Source organism: Pseudoalteromonas sp. US3C1013 (genome assembly GCF_048401115.1).
Taxonomy (GTDB): domain Bacteria; phylum Pseudomonadota; class Gammaproteobacteria; order Enterobacterales; family Alteromonadaceae; genus Pseudoalteromonas; species Pseudoalteromonas undina.
The window spans coordinates 1,331,120-1,346,781 of the sequence record NZ_CP183075.1 but is presented as its reverse complement, the minus strand read 5'-3'; the positions used below and the strand labels follow the sequence as shown (position 1 = coordinate 1,346,781).

13 protein-coding genes are annotated in these 15,662 nt (G+C 40.1%); 5 read left to right on the top strand and 8 right to left on the bottom strand.

Going from position 1 to position 15,662, the window contains the following annotated elements; all coding sequences use genetic code 11:
• Window positions 1–4 precede the first annotated feature (4 nt).
• Complete coding sequence (locus ACNSN2_RS06190; RefSeq protein WP_418608797.1) at window positions 5–1,156, bottom strand: peptidase C39 family protein; 1,152 nt, start codon at window positions 1,154–1,156, stop codon at window positions 5–7.
• Window positions 1,156–2,550, bottom strand: a complete 1,395-nt coding sequence (locus ACNSN2_RS06185; protein WP_054200844.1) for a RimK family protein — start codon at window positions 2,548–2,550, stop codon at window positions 1,156–1,158. Before ACNSN2_RS06185 ends, ACNSN2_RS06190 begins: the two co-directional genes overlap by 1 nt.
• A gap of 310 nt (window positions 2,551–2,860) precedes the next feature.
• Here ACNSN2_RS06185 and ACNSN2_RS06180 point away from each other — a divergent pair, with 310 nt between their 5' ends.
• Entirely contained in the window at window positions 2,861–3,196 is a 336-nt protein-coding gene (locus ACNSN2_RS06180) for a zinc ribbon domain-containing protein YjdM (RefSeq protein ID WP_010389859.1), read from the top strand.
• Between the two features lie 52 nt (window positions 3,197–3,248).
• On the opposite strand, the gene ACNSN2_RS06175 is transcribed toward ACNSN2_RS06180, so the two are convergent.
• From ACNSN2_RS06175 to ACNSN2_RS06155, 5 genes are all read right to left on the bottom strand, one after another.
• Complete coding sequence (locus ACNSN2_RS06175) at window positions 3,249–3,800, bottom strand: hypothetical protein (RefSeq protein ID WP_418608796.1); 552 nt, start codon at window positions 3,798–3,800, stop codon at window positions 3,249–3,251.
• Window positions 3,801–3,904: 104 nt separating this feature from the next.
• Window positions 3,905–4,381 carry a GreA/GreB family elongation factor gene (locus tag ACNSN2_RS06170; RefSeq protein ID WP_138562292.1) on the bottom strand — a complete coding sequence of 159 codons (477 nt, stop codon included), beginning with the start codon at window positions 4,379–4,381 and terminating at the stop codon, window positions 3,905–3,907.
• A gap of 267 nt (window positions 4,382–4,648) precedes the next feature.
• Window positions 4,649–5,578: a protein translocase subunit SecF gene (gene secF / locus ACNSN2_RS06165; protein ID WP_418608795.1), complete on the bottom strand. Its 930-nt coding sequence runs from the start codon at window positions 5,576–5,578 to the stop codon at window positions 4,649–4,651.
• Entirely contained in the window at window positions 5,571–7,409 is a 1,839-nt protein-coding gene (gene secD, locus ACNSN2_RS06160; RefSeq protein WP_418608794.1) for a protein translocase subunit SecD, read from the bottom strand. The genes secF and secD overlap by 8 nt, the downstream gene beginning before the upstream one ends.
• A 107-nt stretch (window positions 7,410–7,516) precedes the next feature.
• Window positions 7,517–7,978, bottom strand: a complete 462-nt coding sequence (locus ACNSN2_RS06155; RefSeq protein WP_008466921.1) for a hypothetical protein — start codon at window positions 7,976–7,978, stop codon at window positions 7,517–7,519.
• A 113-nt stretch (window positions 7,979–8,091) separates the two neighbouring features.
• On the opposite strand from ACNSN2_RS06155, the gene ACNSN2_RS06150 reads away from it, so the two are divergent.
• The 4 genes from ACNSN2_RS06150 to ACNSN2_RS06135 all read left to right on the top strand — a co-directional run bounded on the left by ACNSN2_RS06150 (window position 8,092) and on the right by ACNSN2_RS06135 (window position 14,427).
• Complete coding sequence (locus tag ACNSN2_RS06150) at window positions 8,092–9,882, top strand: ABCB family ABC transporter ATP-binding protein/permease (protein ID WP_418608793.1); 1,791 nt, start codon at window positions 8,092–8,094, stop codon at window positions 9,880–9,882.
• A gap of 187 nt (window positions 9,883–10,069) precedes the next feature.
• Window positions 10,070–12,148 (top strand): M13 family metallopeptidase, encoded by a 2,079-nt coding sequence (locus ACNSN2_RS06145; protein ID WP_418608792.1) that lies wholly within the window; start codon window positions 10,070–10,072, stop codon window positions 12,146–12,148.
• A 165-nt stretch (window positions 12,149–12,313) separates the two neighbouring features.
• Window positions 12,314–13,027: a YebC/PmpR family DNA-binding transcriptional regulator gene (locus tag ACNSN2_RS06140; protein WP_008110544.1), complete on the top strand. Its 714-nt coding sequence runs from the start codon at window positions 12,314–12,316 to the stop codon at window positions 13,025–13,027.
• A 122-nt stretch (window positions 13,028–13,149) separates the two neighbouring features.
• A complete protein-coding gene (locus ACNSN2_RS06135; RefSeq protein ID WP_418608791.1) occupies window positions 13,150–14,427 on the top strand; it encodes a protein kinase in 1,278 nt (425 codons plus the stop codon).
• 44 nt (window positions 14,428–14,471) lie between these two features.
• Here ACNSN2_RS06135 and ACNSN2_RS06130 read toward each other — a convergent pair whose 3' ends face one another.
• Window positions 14,472–15,596, bottom strand: a complete 1,125-nt coding sequence (locus tag ACNSN2_RS06130) for a sterol desaturase family protein (protein WP_418608790.1) — start codon at window positions 15,594–15,596, stop codon at window positions 14,472–14,474.
• Window positions 15,597–15,662 lie beyond the last annotated feature (66 nt).

Sequence of the window (15,662 nt, the reverse complement as noted above, 5' to 3'; positions counted from 1 at the left end):
TAATCTATTTTACTTTACCAATAGCAACTGCCGTCCGGAGCCTTTGGCTACCAAATGCCGACATTTTACTAAAGTCGCTACGTGCAATTGGTACGTGCTGACAATCTATTGCTAGCTGGTTATCTTTTCCAGGCTCGCAAAATGGGTCATGTACGTAAACACAATGTGCATCTAAATGGGTTACACACACCCAGTGCGGTGATTTTTTACCATCAAACCGATACGTACTAATTAACAGCAACACACTAAACCCCTGACTCAACCAGTTTTCTATGTCAGTTAATTCAACATCTTTTTGTGTAACTGAAATATTTGCCGCTGCCATACCCTCAACAAACTGTTGATGAACCGTGGCCAATACTGATTTTTTGTTATCACTGCGAACCCCATCTAAAAATAATGGTTCAGATGTATTAACAATTACCTCACTTGTAAAACCGCGTTTATTTGCAGCCAGTGCCAAGCCAAATGGGTGACAACCGCCATGTCCAGAGGTCATAAAAATCGTGGTGCCTTCACGCCACAAAGCTAATTCATGTGACTGACTCAGCTCTGTGTTTGAGTCAAGAGCAGCCATTGCCATTAATAACGCAGCAGGACCACAGGTAAACTCGGTGGTTTGCTGATACCATGGCGTTAAACGCTCAACCTGCAACTCACTGGTTTGGCGAATATTTTTTTGCATGCGTAAGGCATCACTGTGATCGTCATAATAATCACTGTATTGACCAAATACGCGATACCCCACACTTTTATAAAGCCCAATGGCGCTGTCGTTATTTACTGCAACTTCTAGGCGCAAATAAATACGTCCACGCTCACTGGTCGCTTTTTCAAGTTCATTGAGTAATTTTTTGGCTATGCCCTTGCCCTGCATTGTTGGTAATACGGCTAACGAATACAAACGCGCTAAACGCGTGCCTTTATGGCACCACACTAAGCCATAGCCACATAGTTGCGCATTTTGCTCAGCAACTAATAAAATCCCATGTTTAGCCCCAAGCCAGCGCTTTAAACTACGCGCACTTAGCTTATCGTTACTAAAGCAAGTATTTTCAAGCGCCACCAACGCCTTTAAGTCAGAGGTTATTGCAGGGCGAATAACTAGCTTAGTCGCCTCTGCCACTATTACTTTTTCAACCAGAGCAATAGGCATTAGCCGCGGCCTCGTGCTTCTAACCGCTGTTTAAACTCATCCATTATGATCATGTATAGCTCGTCACCTAAGTAACCATCTTCTACTTTGTGATCAATGCTCGGGTTGTCGTTTACTTCCAATACATACGCACGGCCTTGGTGCTCTTTAACATCTACACCGTATAAACCTTTACCCACTGTTTTGCAGGCCTTTAAAGCAGCGTCTAACACAGCTTTTGGTAACTCAAAGGTTGGTAGAGTTTCAAAGCCACCGGAAAAAAACCGTTTTGCGTCATGGTTGTATATTTGCCAATGGTTACGCGCCATTAAATAACGACATGCATAAATAGCACGACCATTAAGTACCCCTACGCGCCAATCGTATTCGGTGTACATGTATTCTTGTGCCAATACCAGCGCACTCAGTGCAAATAATTCACTAAGCTTAGCTTCTAATTCATCACGATTAGCAACTTTATAAACGCCTTTTGAAAACGACCCTTCTGGCATTTTTAATACCAGCGGATAAGTAAACGACGCTTCTAGTTGCTCAATTGTGTCTTTTGATTGATCTGCCACCACCACGGTTTTTAAGCTCGGTACTTTTTGATAATTAAATGCATCATGTAAGTACACTTTATTACAGCACCGTAAAATAGATTCCGCATCGTCAATCACCACTAAACCAAGGCTTTGCGCTTTACTTGCAAGGCGGTAGGTTGGGTGATCAATCGCTGTTGTTTGACGAATAAACAACGCATCAAATTGGGCAATATTATCTATTTCCTCAAAGCTAAGTGCTTTTGCGTTAATACCATGTTTCGCTGCTGCTTTTATAAAACGTGTAATTGCATCTTTATCACTTGGCGGTACTTTTTCGTTATGATCAACCAATATCGCCATATCCCAACGAAAACGGCGCTCTACTTTACCAATACGCCATTGCGTTTGGGTAAACTCATTGAGCTTTTCAATAAACGCAGCATATTGTTGCTCACTTAATGAGGTTAAAGAGCCTTGTTGCAATAAACCTTGCTGATCGACAAATAAAATAGGCGCTGGGTATTGTTTAAATACCGATTTAGCCGCTTTACCTTGTAATTCGTTTAGAGCATTACCAAAATAAACTGCGCCATCAATATGCCCAGTATTTAAAATAGGTGCTTGTCCACTTCTAAGCGCGTTTATTGTTTTAACGCTTGGTAATACTTGGTGTTTGCGGGCTTCTGCAAGCAATGAACAATAATAACCCTTACTCAAGTATTGGCTTGAGTCGCATAAATTAATAATGCGGGTTTTAGGTTCGTTACGTTTGGGGTAATCTCGTAAATAGGTGTCAAATGTAATTACATTTTCAAATGAAAGAGCAAGTGCTTGCTCATTGTTATCAACCACAATTAAGGTTTTAAACACGACTTTTCCTAGTTAAGTCAAAATATAAATAATACCTTGGCTAGTTAGCTCAGGTAGTTAAACAGCAAATAGAAACACCTATCGCACTAAGTGCAGCAAATGCAAATCACTTAATACGATAGGTGCTTTAACGAATATCTACTATAAACGTTAGCGCTTAAATTGCTTAAGCGACATGTGATTTATAAGCCCTTTTTTAAATACACACAAACGAGATATTTTTAGCGTGAAGATAAAAATATTTGATGAACTTTTTTATTGTTAATTTGTGTTTTAAAATAGCCAAAATTTACCACTAAAAGTGATCATTATGTCTCTTCCCGCTTGCCCTAAATGCCAATGTGAATACATTTACGAAGACCAACAGCTGCTTATATGCCCAGAATGTGCTTATGAATGGAACCCAAATAATACAAGCGATGAAGACGCTATTTTGGTAAAAGATGCAAACGGCACTTTACTAGCCGATGGTGACAAAGTAACCGTTGCGAAAGATTTAAAAATTAAAGGCAGTTCTCAGGTTATAAAAATTGGTACTAAAGCTTTGGTAAGACGTGTGCTTGATAAAAAAGATCACCAGCTAGATTGTAAAGTAGATGGCATTGGCGAAATGATGGTAACGGCTAAGTTTGTGAAAAAAGCCTGAAATTACAAAAACTCACTTGTAAAAATTAACACAAAGCAATAACGCTTAACTGCTAATTTTTTAGCTCTTTAGATAGCGCAGCTAATGTTTGATCGTAAGCATTCTGATTAAAGTTACTTGAGTGTGGGTTCATAAAACCATGTAAGTAATCAACATGCTTTACGTTAACATTAGCCTTTGTTGCAAGCTCCACCTGTAATGATTTAACATCAAAGTGCGGCTCATAATGCGGAAAAATGAGTTCAATCTCAAATTGTGGTTGTATATCTGTATGGTGCCTAATTTGCGAGCTGTAAAAACAAATGCCCTTAGCTATCGTTTTAATCGCCGGGTGTGCAGACATTGACCAAATTGCCGATGCGCCAACACTAAAACCAATCAATATAGTGTTGCCAGCGAGTGGTTTAATCGCTTTTTGTAAAATAGCTACATACTCATCAAGGCCAATATGCTGACTAAAATACTCATAGGCCTGCTGTTCACAGTTAAACGCCATATCAACCCCGCCATAGGGATCGACAATAGACTGAGCGTTTAGTTTTTCAGCAAATGCTTTTAAAGCCGCTGTATTACCAAAAATATCACTGACCAATACCAAGTTCATAAACGGCTCATCTTTAATTTTATTCTATAAGTTTTAGGCAATAATTTAACAAAGAGGCCTACGAGATGCTGCGCCTCAGAGTAAGAGACAAATAAATACCACATTCAAAGCACTTCAACCACATCGTAACTATGTTTTACATCACCGAGTGTTAAACTAACTTCATCATCGACTTGTTTACCTAATAACTGTTGGCCTAATGGTGCGCCAGAGGTAAGTACTTGAATGGTTGTGCCTTTAATATCAACGGTTAATCCACCAGCTGCTGGGCCTAAATAAAACCATTTTTGTGTGCTGGCATCGTCTTCTAAACATACCAATGAGCTTATAACGACAGTGCCTGTAACGGGTTCGTTGTATATGGCTTCAAATAGTTGTATTTCTTTATAGCACTCATTAACTCGCTCTGCATGGCCTTGTGCTAAATAGGCAGCTTCAAGCCCGAGGGTATCGTATTGGGTCTCTGCAATACTTTCTTCATGGGTAGCGGTATCGTGAGCTGTTTGAGCTGCAATTTTAGCAGTGTTTAGTTGCTCATCTAAGGCAAAACGAAGGTGCTCAGTAACATGGGCTTTATTCATTTGGAGAATTCACTCAATTCGATAAAAATAATTTGCTATTTTATACCAATCTGCTTGGATATGGGACCTATTTTAACGATAAGAAAATTGCTCTATAACTAGGCAAAATTTTTGACATCTAGTTGTTCTAAATGAAAAAATTTTAACAACGTTATAGGGGGATTTAATTCGTTAAATTGTTCAAATATTTATGTAGGTTGGTATTAGCATTGTTGCTACATCGAACACAATCCCTTTGCTGTGTAACAACAATGCTAATATTTAAGGCTATGGCATATCCATTAATGCCTGCGTTTGCTGATCCACTTGCTTATCGTAGTTTTTAGCACTTAACCCAAGTAGCTCAGGTAATGTAGCAGCAATACAAATAGACGACAGCGTGCCTACGACTATTCCTGCAAACAAAGCAATGGCAAACCCCTGCAGCGGCTCGCCAGCTAACAGCCAAACACTTGCCACTGTTGCGAGCGTAGTTCCTGAGGTAATAAGCGTACGAGTTAAGGTGCTTTTAATAGCACTGTTGATAATACGACTTGGTTTGAGTGTGATGTTTGTTGGTATGCGCAACAGCTCGCGTACTCTATCGCCCACTATTATTGAGTCATTTAGGGAGTAGCCAATAATTGCCAATAAACTGGCTAAAACGGTTAGGTTAAACTCTATTTGTAACCACGAAAATAAGCCAACCACCAGCACTAAATCATGTAATAAAGCCACCACAGAGCCTAATGCTAAACGCCACTCAAACCGAACAGCTAAATAAATCATTACCGCTACCATCGCAGTAAATAAGGCTAAGCAGCCTTGCTCAAATAATTCATCACCCACTTGAGAGCCAATATAAGCCGATGATAAAACCTCAGCGTTTATATCTGGGTTTTGGCTAATCGCGGTTTTCCAAGCATCATTATTAGCTTCCTCACTTGGCGCTTGCGTTAATTGAAAATGATTATTGCCCTGTGCTGTAAGTTCAAATTCACCTTGATGGTTTTTAGCAATAAATTGCTCAAGCTGTTTTAGTTCAACACCTTGGCTGGTGGTAAATTCTGTTAAATAACCACCCGTAAAATCAAGGCCAAAATTAAGCCCTTTTTGTGCAATGGTGAATACCGATAACAACACAAATATGGCACTTATAAGCAAGCCTGTATAACGCATACGCGTCCCTGTGTCACATTTTAAAAAAGTGTTAAGCATGCGCGTTTACTCCTGCTTTTTTACCCAGCTTTAAATATAGGCTTTGGCTTAAATACTTAGATACATACACTCCAGTAAACACCGATGTGATAAGACCAAGCGCCAGCGTTATCGCAAAGCCTTTTACTGGGCCATAGCCTATGCCATATAAAATAATCGCGGTGATCATGGTGGTAATATTGGCATCAAATATAGTATTAGCAGCCTGTTTATAACCCTCTTGGATTGCTTGATACGGGGGGCGACCTTTGCGACGCTCTTCTTTTATTCGTTCAAATATAATCACGTTAGTATCAACCGCCATTCCTATAGTTAATACTAAGCCTGCTATTCCTGGAAGAGTTAAAACCACCCCAGGTAATAACGACATTAGCCCCACTAAAGAGGTTAAGTTTAAAATTAACGCAACATTTGCAATAAGCCCTAAACGGCGGTACCACAGTGCCATAAACGCAAGCGTTAAACCCATACCTAACATTAACGCCGCTAATCCATTATTAATATTGTCTTGGCCAAGGCTTGGACCAATAGTTTGCTCATGCACTATAGTTACGGGCGCAGTGAGTGATCCTGCGCGTAGTAATAGCGCTAAATCGGCAGCCGCTTGTTGGCTTTGCATATTGGTTATACTAAAACGCGAGCTTAAATGCTGGGCAATATTAGCCACATTAATAACTTCGCTTTTTTTAACCACTTCACCTTTAGCATTTTGTGAATACTCTGAATAGAGCGTTGCCATAGGTTTACCTATATTCGCCTTTGAAAAAGCCGACATAGCATCGCCACCTTGGCCATCTAAGCTCAGTTGTACCAAAGGTTTACCCCAGTCATCACGGCCTATATTAGCGTTATTAATATGCTCACCGGTAAATATAGGTACAGGGTCGAGCTTAATAGTCCCTCCCGATTGCAAATTAAACGTTTGCCCGCCGCTCTCTTTAAGTTGATAAAACCCCAATGACGCGGTTGCACCAATTATGCGTTTTGCTTCAGCTGGATCTTGCACGCCAGGTAGCTCAATACGAATGCGCTGCTTACCTTGGCGCTGTGTAACGGCCTCAGTTATACCGAGCTCTTCAATACGTGAGCGAAGTGTGGTGAGTGTTTGGCTCATCACTTCTTTATCAAATGCGCTGCGCCCTTGCTCAGAATAGCTAATTTTAACGACCTGTAAGTTGCCATTAGTTGATGTGGTTGTAGTGAGGTTTTCAAAACGGCTTTTAAGCTCTTTTATGACAACTGTTAGCTTATCGCCAGCATTCTCAAGCGCACTTATTTCAAAGCCCTGATTAGTCTGCTTCGCTTTAACGCCATAGGCTTTTTGCTTAACAATAATGGCTTTTGTTTGTTGATATGCACTGAGCAATTGCTCATCAATGGCTTTATTTAAATCAACATCAAGTACAAACAATACCCCGCCGTTTAAATCAAGACCCAGCTTTATAGGCGATAAGCCAAACTCTTGTAACCAAATAGGGCTGGTTGCATGTTCAACAATTTTAACCTGTGTATTTGGAAAGTTTGATTTTAAAGCCGCCTGAGCTTGGGCACTTTGTGTAGGTGTATTTAAAAGTACATTAATATTTGCTTGGTCTTTTAAACTTTCACTCACTTCAAAACCTTGGCTATTTAAAAAGCTAACTAGGTTTTCAGTACTTGGCATTACTTGCGTTTTAACATCAGAAGCTGCACTAATATGCAACCATGACTTATTCGGATATAAATTAGGTAAGGCGCTTATTGCTAGTAAAACCAATACAATCAACATGGCTACATAGCTTAATTTAAATTTAGCCTTAAATTGCTTTTTATCTTTTTTTAGACTTAACATAGTTATTCCTTATTACTCGGCATAGCCCAGTAACGTACCTATTAGGCACAATTAATCTGCAGGTCAAAACGCGAAGCGTTAAAACCAATTAAATTAAATAAGAAACATTAAGCGTGGTAGGTGGTTACAGCGGTGTATAACAGGTTAGCGTCTTTCCAGCCGCTCAAGCGCGACTTTTTACTTTTAAATACCCAGGTATACCAAGGCTGACTTATGTTGACTGCTTGCGGTCGCAAAAAAATATGCCTACACCCATTTAGGGCAAAAAACTCATGCACTACATCGTATTCAGGATCGCCCTGCGCACTGTGTAAAAATAAAAATGAGTTATTGGCTGTTAGCCTAGGTTGATGCGCATCAAAATCAGAATGCTTTGAGTTTTTATGCTGTAAATCGCCAAGCGATTTTGTAGGTACGGAAATGTTAGTTAAATGGTCAACATTAATAACATCGCTATAACTGCTTTGGTTACTGTTTAATTCGTGCTTTACGCCCATAGCATGGCTTTGCACACTAAAGAGTGCAGCAAAAAACAAGCAAGTAGCTAAAAAAACGCGAAATTTAAACATTGGTCATTTAAAACTAAAATAAAGGATAGCTAGTATATAAGGGCAGCTAATTAAAATACAATAGCAGTTCTTAAGCTAATTAATTTATATAAAAACAAATACTGAGATCCTCGATGCGCTCCAGACAAAGTTCAGTAAAACGCCCCGACGCCATGAATTTAAAACAAAGCATTCAAACTCTTTGGCCTTACATCACTAAATTTAAAGGCCGTGTGCTGATTGCCATATTAGCGCTCATCGGTGCTAAAGGGGCGACATTACTCATGCCATGGGCTTTAAAGGAAATAATTGATTCGGTTGATAAATCAATTAACCCACTACTACTCGTCCCTACTTTATTACTCGTTATGTACGGCGCATTGCGCTTTGCTAGCGTATTTTTGGGTGAAGTACGCGATGCAGTATTTTCGCGAGTCACCGAGCATGCCATGCGAGATATTGGCCTTAAAGTGTTTAAACATTTGCACTCGCTAGATTTAGCCTTTCATTTAGACAGACAAACTGGCGGTATAAGTCGAGACATAGAGCGCGGCACCAGTGGCTTAAGCTTTTTAATGCGTTTTTTAATGTTTAATATTGTGCCCACGTTGTTTGAAATAATGACCGTAGCGATTATTTTTGGCACCTTGTTTTCTATTTGGTTCGCGTTAATCACCCTATTGGCTGTGGCTATTTATATTTTTTTTACCGTGACGGTTACCCAATGGCGAAACCGCTTTATTCGTGAGTCAAACGCTGCTGATAATCAAAGTAACACCCGTGCCATCGACAGTCTATTAAATTACGAAACCGTAAAATACTTTAATAATGAACAGCATGAAGCCCAAACTTACGACACATTTTTAGCAACCTGGGAACAAGCACGATTAAAAAACAGACTCTCGTTACTGGCGCTTAATTCAGGGCAAGCACAGATCATTGCATGTGCTATAACCGCATTAATGTGGCTTGGAGCCAATGAAGTGGTTACCGGCGAGTTAACGATTGGTGAGCTGGTAATGATCAATGCGTATATGATCCAATTATTTTTACCCCTTAACTTCTTGGGATTTGTGTATAGAGAAATACGCCGTGCCCTTACCGACCTTGAAAACATGCTTGGGTTATTAAATACCTCACCCAAAGTAGCAGATAGCGAAACTGCGCAACAATTAGCACTCAAAAATGGGGCAATTAGCTTTGAAAATGTCAGCTTTAGCTACGATAGTAAACGCCCTATTCTTAAGAACGTCAGTTTTCATGTAAATCCTGGTGCTAAGGTAGCGGTTGTAGGTGCTAGTGGCGCAGGTAAAAGCTCGTTAGCCCGCTTGTTATATCGTTTTTATGAACTTTCATCGGGCGCGATTAAAATTGATAATCAAGCCATAAACACAGTCACCTTGGCAAGTTTGCGTAAAGCTATTGCCATAGTGCCGCAAGATACTGTGTTATTTAATACCAGCATACGCGAAAATATTCACTACGGCAGACCCAGCGCCAGTGAAGATGAAGTAAACAAAGCCATAAACATGGCGCATCTAACAGACTTTATTAATAGCCTAGATAAAGGCGATAAAACCTTAGTCGGTGAACGCGGACTAAAAGTCTCTGGCGGCGAAAAACAACGTATTGCTATTGCTCGCGCTATTTTAAAGCAATCGCCGATTTTAATTTTTGACGAAGCCACTTCCGCGCTCGACTCACAATCTGAGCAGGCCATATTAAACGCTATGCGAGAAGTAGCCTCTAACCACACCAGTATTGTTATTGCGCACCGCTTATCAACAATTACCGATGCCGATACTATTATCGTGCTTAAGGCGGGAGAAGTGGTAGAGCAAGGTAAACATGATGAATTACTCATGCAAAATGGTGAATATGCTCATATGTGGACCTTGCAACAAAAACAGTCAAAGGCGCAATAAACTAAGCCACTCGGGTACAATTTAAGTATCTGAGTGCTATTTTGCTAGTATTTCATTCATCTTATCGACCGGTACGGTTATTCACCTCAAAAGGTTTGTTTGCAGTGAAGTTATCAATACAATCAAGTAGCTATTTTTATAACAAAAATATAACGAATTAAATAACGTGAATTCATAGGGAAAAATAATGAAAAAGAGTTTAATTGCAGCGGCGCTCGCTGCCACATTTATTACTGGCTGTTCTGAGCCACAAACAACAAAAACTGAGCAAGTAGCAGCAGTTGCAGAAAAACCACAAGTAACAGAGCAAGCCGAATTAGGCACGTTTGGAGTTGATTTAACTGCGCGTAACGAAGCTGTAAAACCAGGCGACGATTTCTTCATGTACGCCAGTGGTTCATGGTACGACAACTATGAAATGCCAGCAGATAAAACCCGCTACGGTGCATTCTCTGCGCTAGCTGAGCGCAGTGAAGATCGCGTTAAAGAAATTATTGAAGACATTGCAGCACGTGAAAACTTAAACGCCGAAGAGCAACTGGTCGCTGACTTTTATAATTCGTACATGGATACCGAGACGCTTAATAAACTTGGTATAACGCCAATTAAGCCGTTGCTTAACGACATCAATTCGGTTGCCTCAACTGATGATTTGGCAAAAGTATTTGGCCAATCTTGGCTTACGGGTGTGAGTGCACCACTTGGCGGCGGTATGTGGTTTAACCGTTTAGATCCCAATAAATACGAAATGTCATTAGGCGCAGGTGGCTTAGGCTTACCCGATCGTTCTTACTACCTTGAAGATGCAGAACGTTTTGTAAAAACCCGTAAAGCGTATGTTGCACATATTGCCGATATGCTTAAATTTGCAGGGGTTGATAATACCACAGAGCGTGCACAAGCGATTTTAGCGCTTGAAACCAAAATTGCAGAAGGTCATTGGCCACGTGAAAAACGCCGTAATCGTGATTTAACCCTAAACCAAGTAAAACGCGATGAGTTAAGTGCGCAATACCCAGGATTTAACTGGGATTTATACTTTGCACAAACAGGTTATAAAGTACCACAATTAAACGTATCGCAGCCTGAACCTGTTAAAGCCATGATTGACTTAATCAATAACGAAGATTTAAGCGTATGGAAAGACTACCTTACATATCATGCGATTAATGGTAACTCACGACTATTATCTGAAGAAATATTTAACACTAGCTTTGCCTTTTATGGAAAAGAGTTAAATGGTCAACAAGAACCACGTCCACGCTGGAAACGCGCTATCAGCCAAATGTCTGGCACTAGCTCATTGGGCTTTGCAATTGGTAAAATTTACGTAGATCGTTATTTCCCTGAGTCATCTAAGCAACAAATGTCTGAGCTTGTTGAAAACTTACGCACAGCACTTGGTGAGCGTATTGATAACTTAGATTGGATGGGCGCAGAAACAAAAGTAAATGCGCGTGCAAAATTAGCGGCGTTTGTGCCAAAAATTGGTTACCCAGATGAATGGCAATCGTATGAAGGCTTAAGCATTAGCAAAAATGATTTAATGACTAATGTAAAAAATATGCGTGAGTTTTTCCAGGCTGAAAGTGTAGAAAAAGAGCTGAAAAAGACCGACCGTAATCGTTGGGGCATGACACCACAACGTGTTAATGCTTACTACAATAGTTCGTTTAACGAAATTGTATTTCCTGCCGCTATATTACAACCGCCGTTTTTCGATCCAAATGCAGATCCAGCAGTAAACTACGGTGGCATTGGCGCTGTAATTGGCCATGAGATGGGCCATGGCTTTGATGATCAAGGCTCAAAATCTGACGCTAACGGCATTCAACGTAACTGGTGGACTGACGAAGATCGTGCTGCTTTTGATGCTAAAGCTGACAAACTGGCGGCTCAGTACAGCAAATATGAGCCAATTCCAGGTAACTTTGTAAATGGCCGCAACAGTTTAGGTGAAAATATTGGTGATGTGGGTGGTTTAGCCATGGCTTATCATGCTTACAAACTAAGCTTAAATGGTAAAGAAGCACCGGTAATTGACGGTGTAACCGGCGATCAACGTTTCTTCTTAGCATGGGCACAAGTATGGAAAGAAAAACGTACTGAGCAAAGCATGTTAAACCAATTACGTGGTGGTACACACGCACCGGGTCGCTTTAGAGCACAAGCACCTCGTAACCATGACGCTTGGTATAAAGCATTTGATGTAAAACCAGGCGATGAGTTATACCTACCAGAAGAAGAACGCGTTCGTATTTGGTAATACCCTAACAACCGTTCATCGTTTGTAACGAATAAACAGCCCGCTTATGCGGGTTGTTTTATTTTTGGCTACTAACAATACTTACTAGCCCTGCCCCGCATTTACCTTTAGAATATGGGCTTGCAATTTTTTTCAATTATTTATACATATTAAGGCGAAACGCAGATGGGAAGAGCTTACCAAAACAAAAAAGATTCAATGGCTAAAACTGCGGGTGCTAAAACTAAAGTTTATTCTAAATACGGTAAAGAAATTTATATTTGTGCTAAAAATGGCGGTGTTGATCCAGACGGCAACCTAGCACTACGTCGTTTAATTGAACGCGCTAAAAAAGACCAAGTACCGGCTCACGTAATTGAACGCGCCATTGATAAAGCTAAAGGCGGCGGCGGTGAAGACTATGCAGCCACGCGTTATGAAGGTTACGGCCCAGGTAATTGCATGATTATTGTTGACTGTTTAACCGACAACAACAAACGTACTTTTGCTGATGTACGTGTATGTTTTACCAAAGCAAACGCTAAAATTGGCGCACAAAACTCAGTTTCACACTTATTTGATCACCTTGCTATTTTTGTGTTTGACGGTGACGACGATGAAACCGTACTTGAAGCACTGATGATGGCAGATGTTGATGTTACCGACGTTGAAGTAGAAGACGGCAAAGTGACCGTATTTGCACCGCACACTGAATACAACAATACCCGCACAGCACTTGAAGAAATGGGTGTGACAGAATTTGACGAAGACTTAATTGCCTTTGTACCTCAAGTTGAAGCCCCTATTGAAGGCGAAGACGTTGAAGTTATGGAGCGCTTTTTAGCCATGCTTGAAGATTGTGATGACGTACAAAACGTGTACCATAACGCTCAATTTTAATCGTTAAGCGAACAACCTGAACTTCGAATAATAAATCTGTTTCAAGCAGAGTTCAGATCAAATAATGTTTAAAGGTCAACTTAGTTGGCCTTTTTGTTTTATGTAAAATGGATTAATTAATTTTGAATACCCTTTCACAACTTCGCAACGGCCAATTGCTTGGTGCAACACATCTACAATTGGTTGAAACGCTAAACGACTTTCCTGAAGAAATTTTTACACTTGCTGATACCCTCGAAGTCTTGGATTTATCAAATAACAATTTATCTGATTTACCTGATGAATTTGCTTGCTTAACAAAATTAAAACGACTGTTTTTGTCGTTTAATCAGTTTAACCATATACCTAAAATACTCGCTAAGTGCCCCGCTCTTATCATGGTTGCCTTTAAAGGTAACCAAATAACTGAGTTTGCAGATAACAGCCTGCCTAAAGCGATTGAATGGCTTATTCTTACAGATAATAAAATAGCCAAACTGCCTGCAACATTTGGCCAATACACTGCGCTTAAAAAGCTGGCTTTGGCAGGTAACCAACTCAGTGCTCTACCAACAAGCATGGCAAACTGCCATAACTTAGAACTAATTAGACTCTCTGCAAATCAATTAACTCATGTTGATGATTGGCTATTTGAACTTCCTAAGCTTACTTGGCTTGCATTTGCAGGTAATTGCTTTAATAAATCACAGTGCCTTACCCAATCAAATTTAACCAATAAACCACTGAGTGACTACTCGCTCAGTAAAGTAATAGGCCAAGGCGCATCAGGAATTATTCATCTTGCTTATTCAACAAATAAAGAGCCGGTTGCTGTTAAGTTATTTAAAGGGAGTATTACAAGCGATGGTTATCCGCTGGATGAAGTTAATTGCTGCTTGCAAGCGCTTGAGCATCCAAACTTAATTAAAGTACTGGCTTACATTGAACAACAGCAGCAGCTTGGTTTAGTGATGGAGTTAATTGATTCAAGCTTTACGAATCTAGGCTTACCTCCCAGCCTTGATACCTGTACTCGTGATACATTTGAAAGCGATTGCCATTACTCTGCCGATACAATTTATAGCATTGCAAAGCAAATGGTTAGTACTGTGGCACACTTGCACCAACACAATATAAGCCATGGTGACATTTATGCGCACAATACTACGGTAAACGCGCAAGCAAGGGTTCTGTTTGGTGATTTTGGCGCAGCTACTGATCTTACTATGCTGAGTGATTATCAACGTCAACAAATGCAATTAATAGAAGTGCGCGCTTTAGGGTGTTTAATTGAGGACTTACTTACCACCTGCCACGAGCAAAGTGCTGAAGTAATGCACTTACAACATATTTCGCAGCAATGCATGAGCGAAAATGTTGCACAGCGGCCAACGCTTAGAGTATTAGCTGACTTTTTATGATTGCTGCGGCCATGGATCTTATGGCCGCAATCTAAAACTACAGACTATTTTTGTTTTTTAAACGGGTAAATTTGTTGCTTTAGCATACCTACAGGCATGTAGTCCCCGACAACACCATATTCTTTAGGCCACTCTGCTTGGCCTTTTACCGCAGTACCAAATAAATAATCTAAAAACGAGAAATGGGCTGCATAATTTCGATCAATGGCAGCTTTATCGGATGCGTGATGCCAATGGTGAAACTGCGGAGTAACCATAAAATATTTCAACCACCCAAATTTTACATTCACGTTAGCATGATTAAATACGGCTTGAAAACCAACAATAACTACATATAAGCTGATTATTTGCTGTGAAAACCCCAGCACAAATATAGGGGTTAACACTAAACTACGGGTGATCAGTATTTCTAAAATATGCTGACGAGAGCCTGCGAGCCAATCCATTTCTTTGGCACTGTGATGCACACCATGAAATCGCCACATAAATGGCACTTCGTGATACGCACGATGCGTCCAATACTGCATTAAATCAGCCACCAAAATAATTAAAAATAGCTGTAGTATAAACGGCATTTGCGCTATGTAAGCTTGCAGTGTGCTCGAAACCGCCCAACCAAAACCATAATGAACAAAATGATTAGTAACCAGTAATACAAAGCCCACTATTAAGTGATTAACAAAGAAGTGGTTTAAATCCCCGCGCCATTCACTACGAAGTATTTTTTGCTCTTTTCGATGCGGAAGTAGTTTTTCAATTAAAATAAAAATTAAGGTAGAGCCTAGTAAGTCTAATATAAACCAATCTAGGCCAATATAAGGAGTGTTATCTGCAAAGTCATTCACTTCAACATTCGGGCCACCAAAGCTAATGGCCAGTACAATAAAAAACCACGCAGTGGCACCCAAACGCTTATTCGTATTTCGTACAAAATTAAGTAACCCTAAGCTACCGGAAATAATAAGAGCAACAAACATGAGCTGACGTAAAAAGTCGACGCTATAGCTTTTACGTAATTCTGGAGTCGTTAAATATTCCGGAAAGTGGAATGCAAGCACTCCTAAGCAACTTAATATTGCCAAAAAGCAAGCAATATAACCGCTGATATTACCCTCACCAATTTGCAGGTGACTAGTACGAAATATTTTTTTAGTGACGTGTTTTAGCATTATTTTCCTTAATATGGCATGCAGTTCCCTATTCTAATGCGCACATTCTAGCAAATTTTGGGCTAA

Excerpts from the sequence above, each read along its gene's own strand:
- ACNSN2_RS06190 (WP_418608797.1), bottom strand. The coding sequence starts at position 1,156 with ATGCCTATTGCTCTGGTTGAAAAAGTAATAGTGGCAGAGGCGACTAAG.
- ACNSN2_RS06180 (WP_010389859.1), top strand. The coding sequence starts at position 2,861 with ATGTCTCTTCCCGCTTGCCCTAAATGCCAATGTGAATACATTTACGAA.
- ACNSN2_RS06175 (WP_418608796.1), bottom strand. The coding sequence starts at position 3,800 with ATGAACTTGGTATTGGTCAGTGATATTTTTGGTAATACAGCGGCTTTA.
- ACNSN2_RS06170 (WP_138562292.1), bottom strand. The coding sequence starts at position 4,381 with ATGAATAAAGCCCATGTTACTGAGCACCTTCGTTTTGCCTTAGATGAG.
- secF (WP_418608795.1), bottom strand. The coding sequence starts at position 5,578 with ATGCTTAACACTTTTTTAAAATGTGACACAGGGACGCGTATGCGTTAT.
- secD (WP_418608794.1), bottom strand. The coding sequence starts at position 7,409 with ATGTTAAGTCTAAAAAAAGATAAAAAGCAATTTAAGGCTAAATTTAAA.
- ACNSN2_RS06155 (WP_008466921.1), bottom strand. The coding sequence starts at position 7,978 with ATGTTTAAATTTCGCGTTTTTTTAGCTACTTGCTTGTTTTTTGCTGCA.
- ACNSN2_RS06150 (WP_418608793.1), top strand. The coding sequence starts at position 8,092 with ATGCGCTCCAGACAAAGTTCAGTAAAACGCCCCGACGCCATGAATTTA.
- ACNSN2_RS06145 (WP_418608792.1), top strand. The coding sequence starts at position 10,070 with ATGAAAAAGAGTTTAATTGCAGCGGCGCTCGCTGCCACATTTATTACT.
- ACNSN2_RS06140 (WP_008110544.1), top strand. The coding sequence starts at position 12,314 with ATGGGAAGAGCTTACCAAAACAAAAAAGATTCAATGGCTAAAACTGCG.
- ACNSN2_RS06130 (WP_418608790.1), bottom strand. The coding sequence starts at position 15,596 with ATGCTAAAACACGTCACTAAAAAAATATTTCGTACTAGTCACCTGCAA.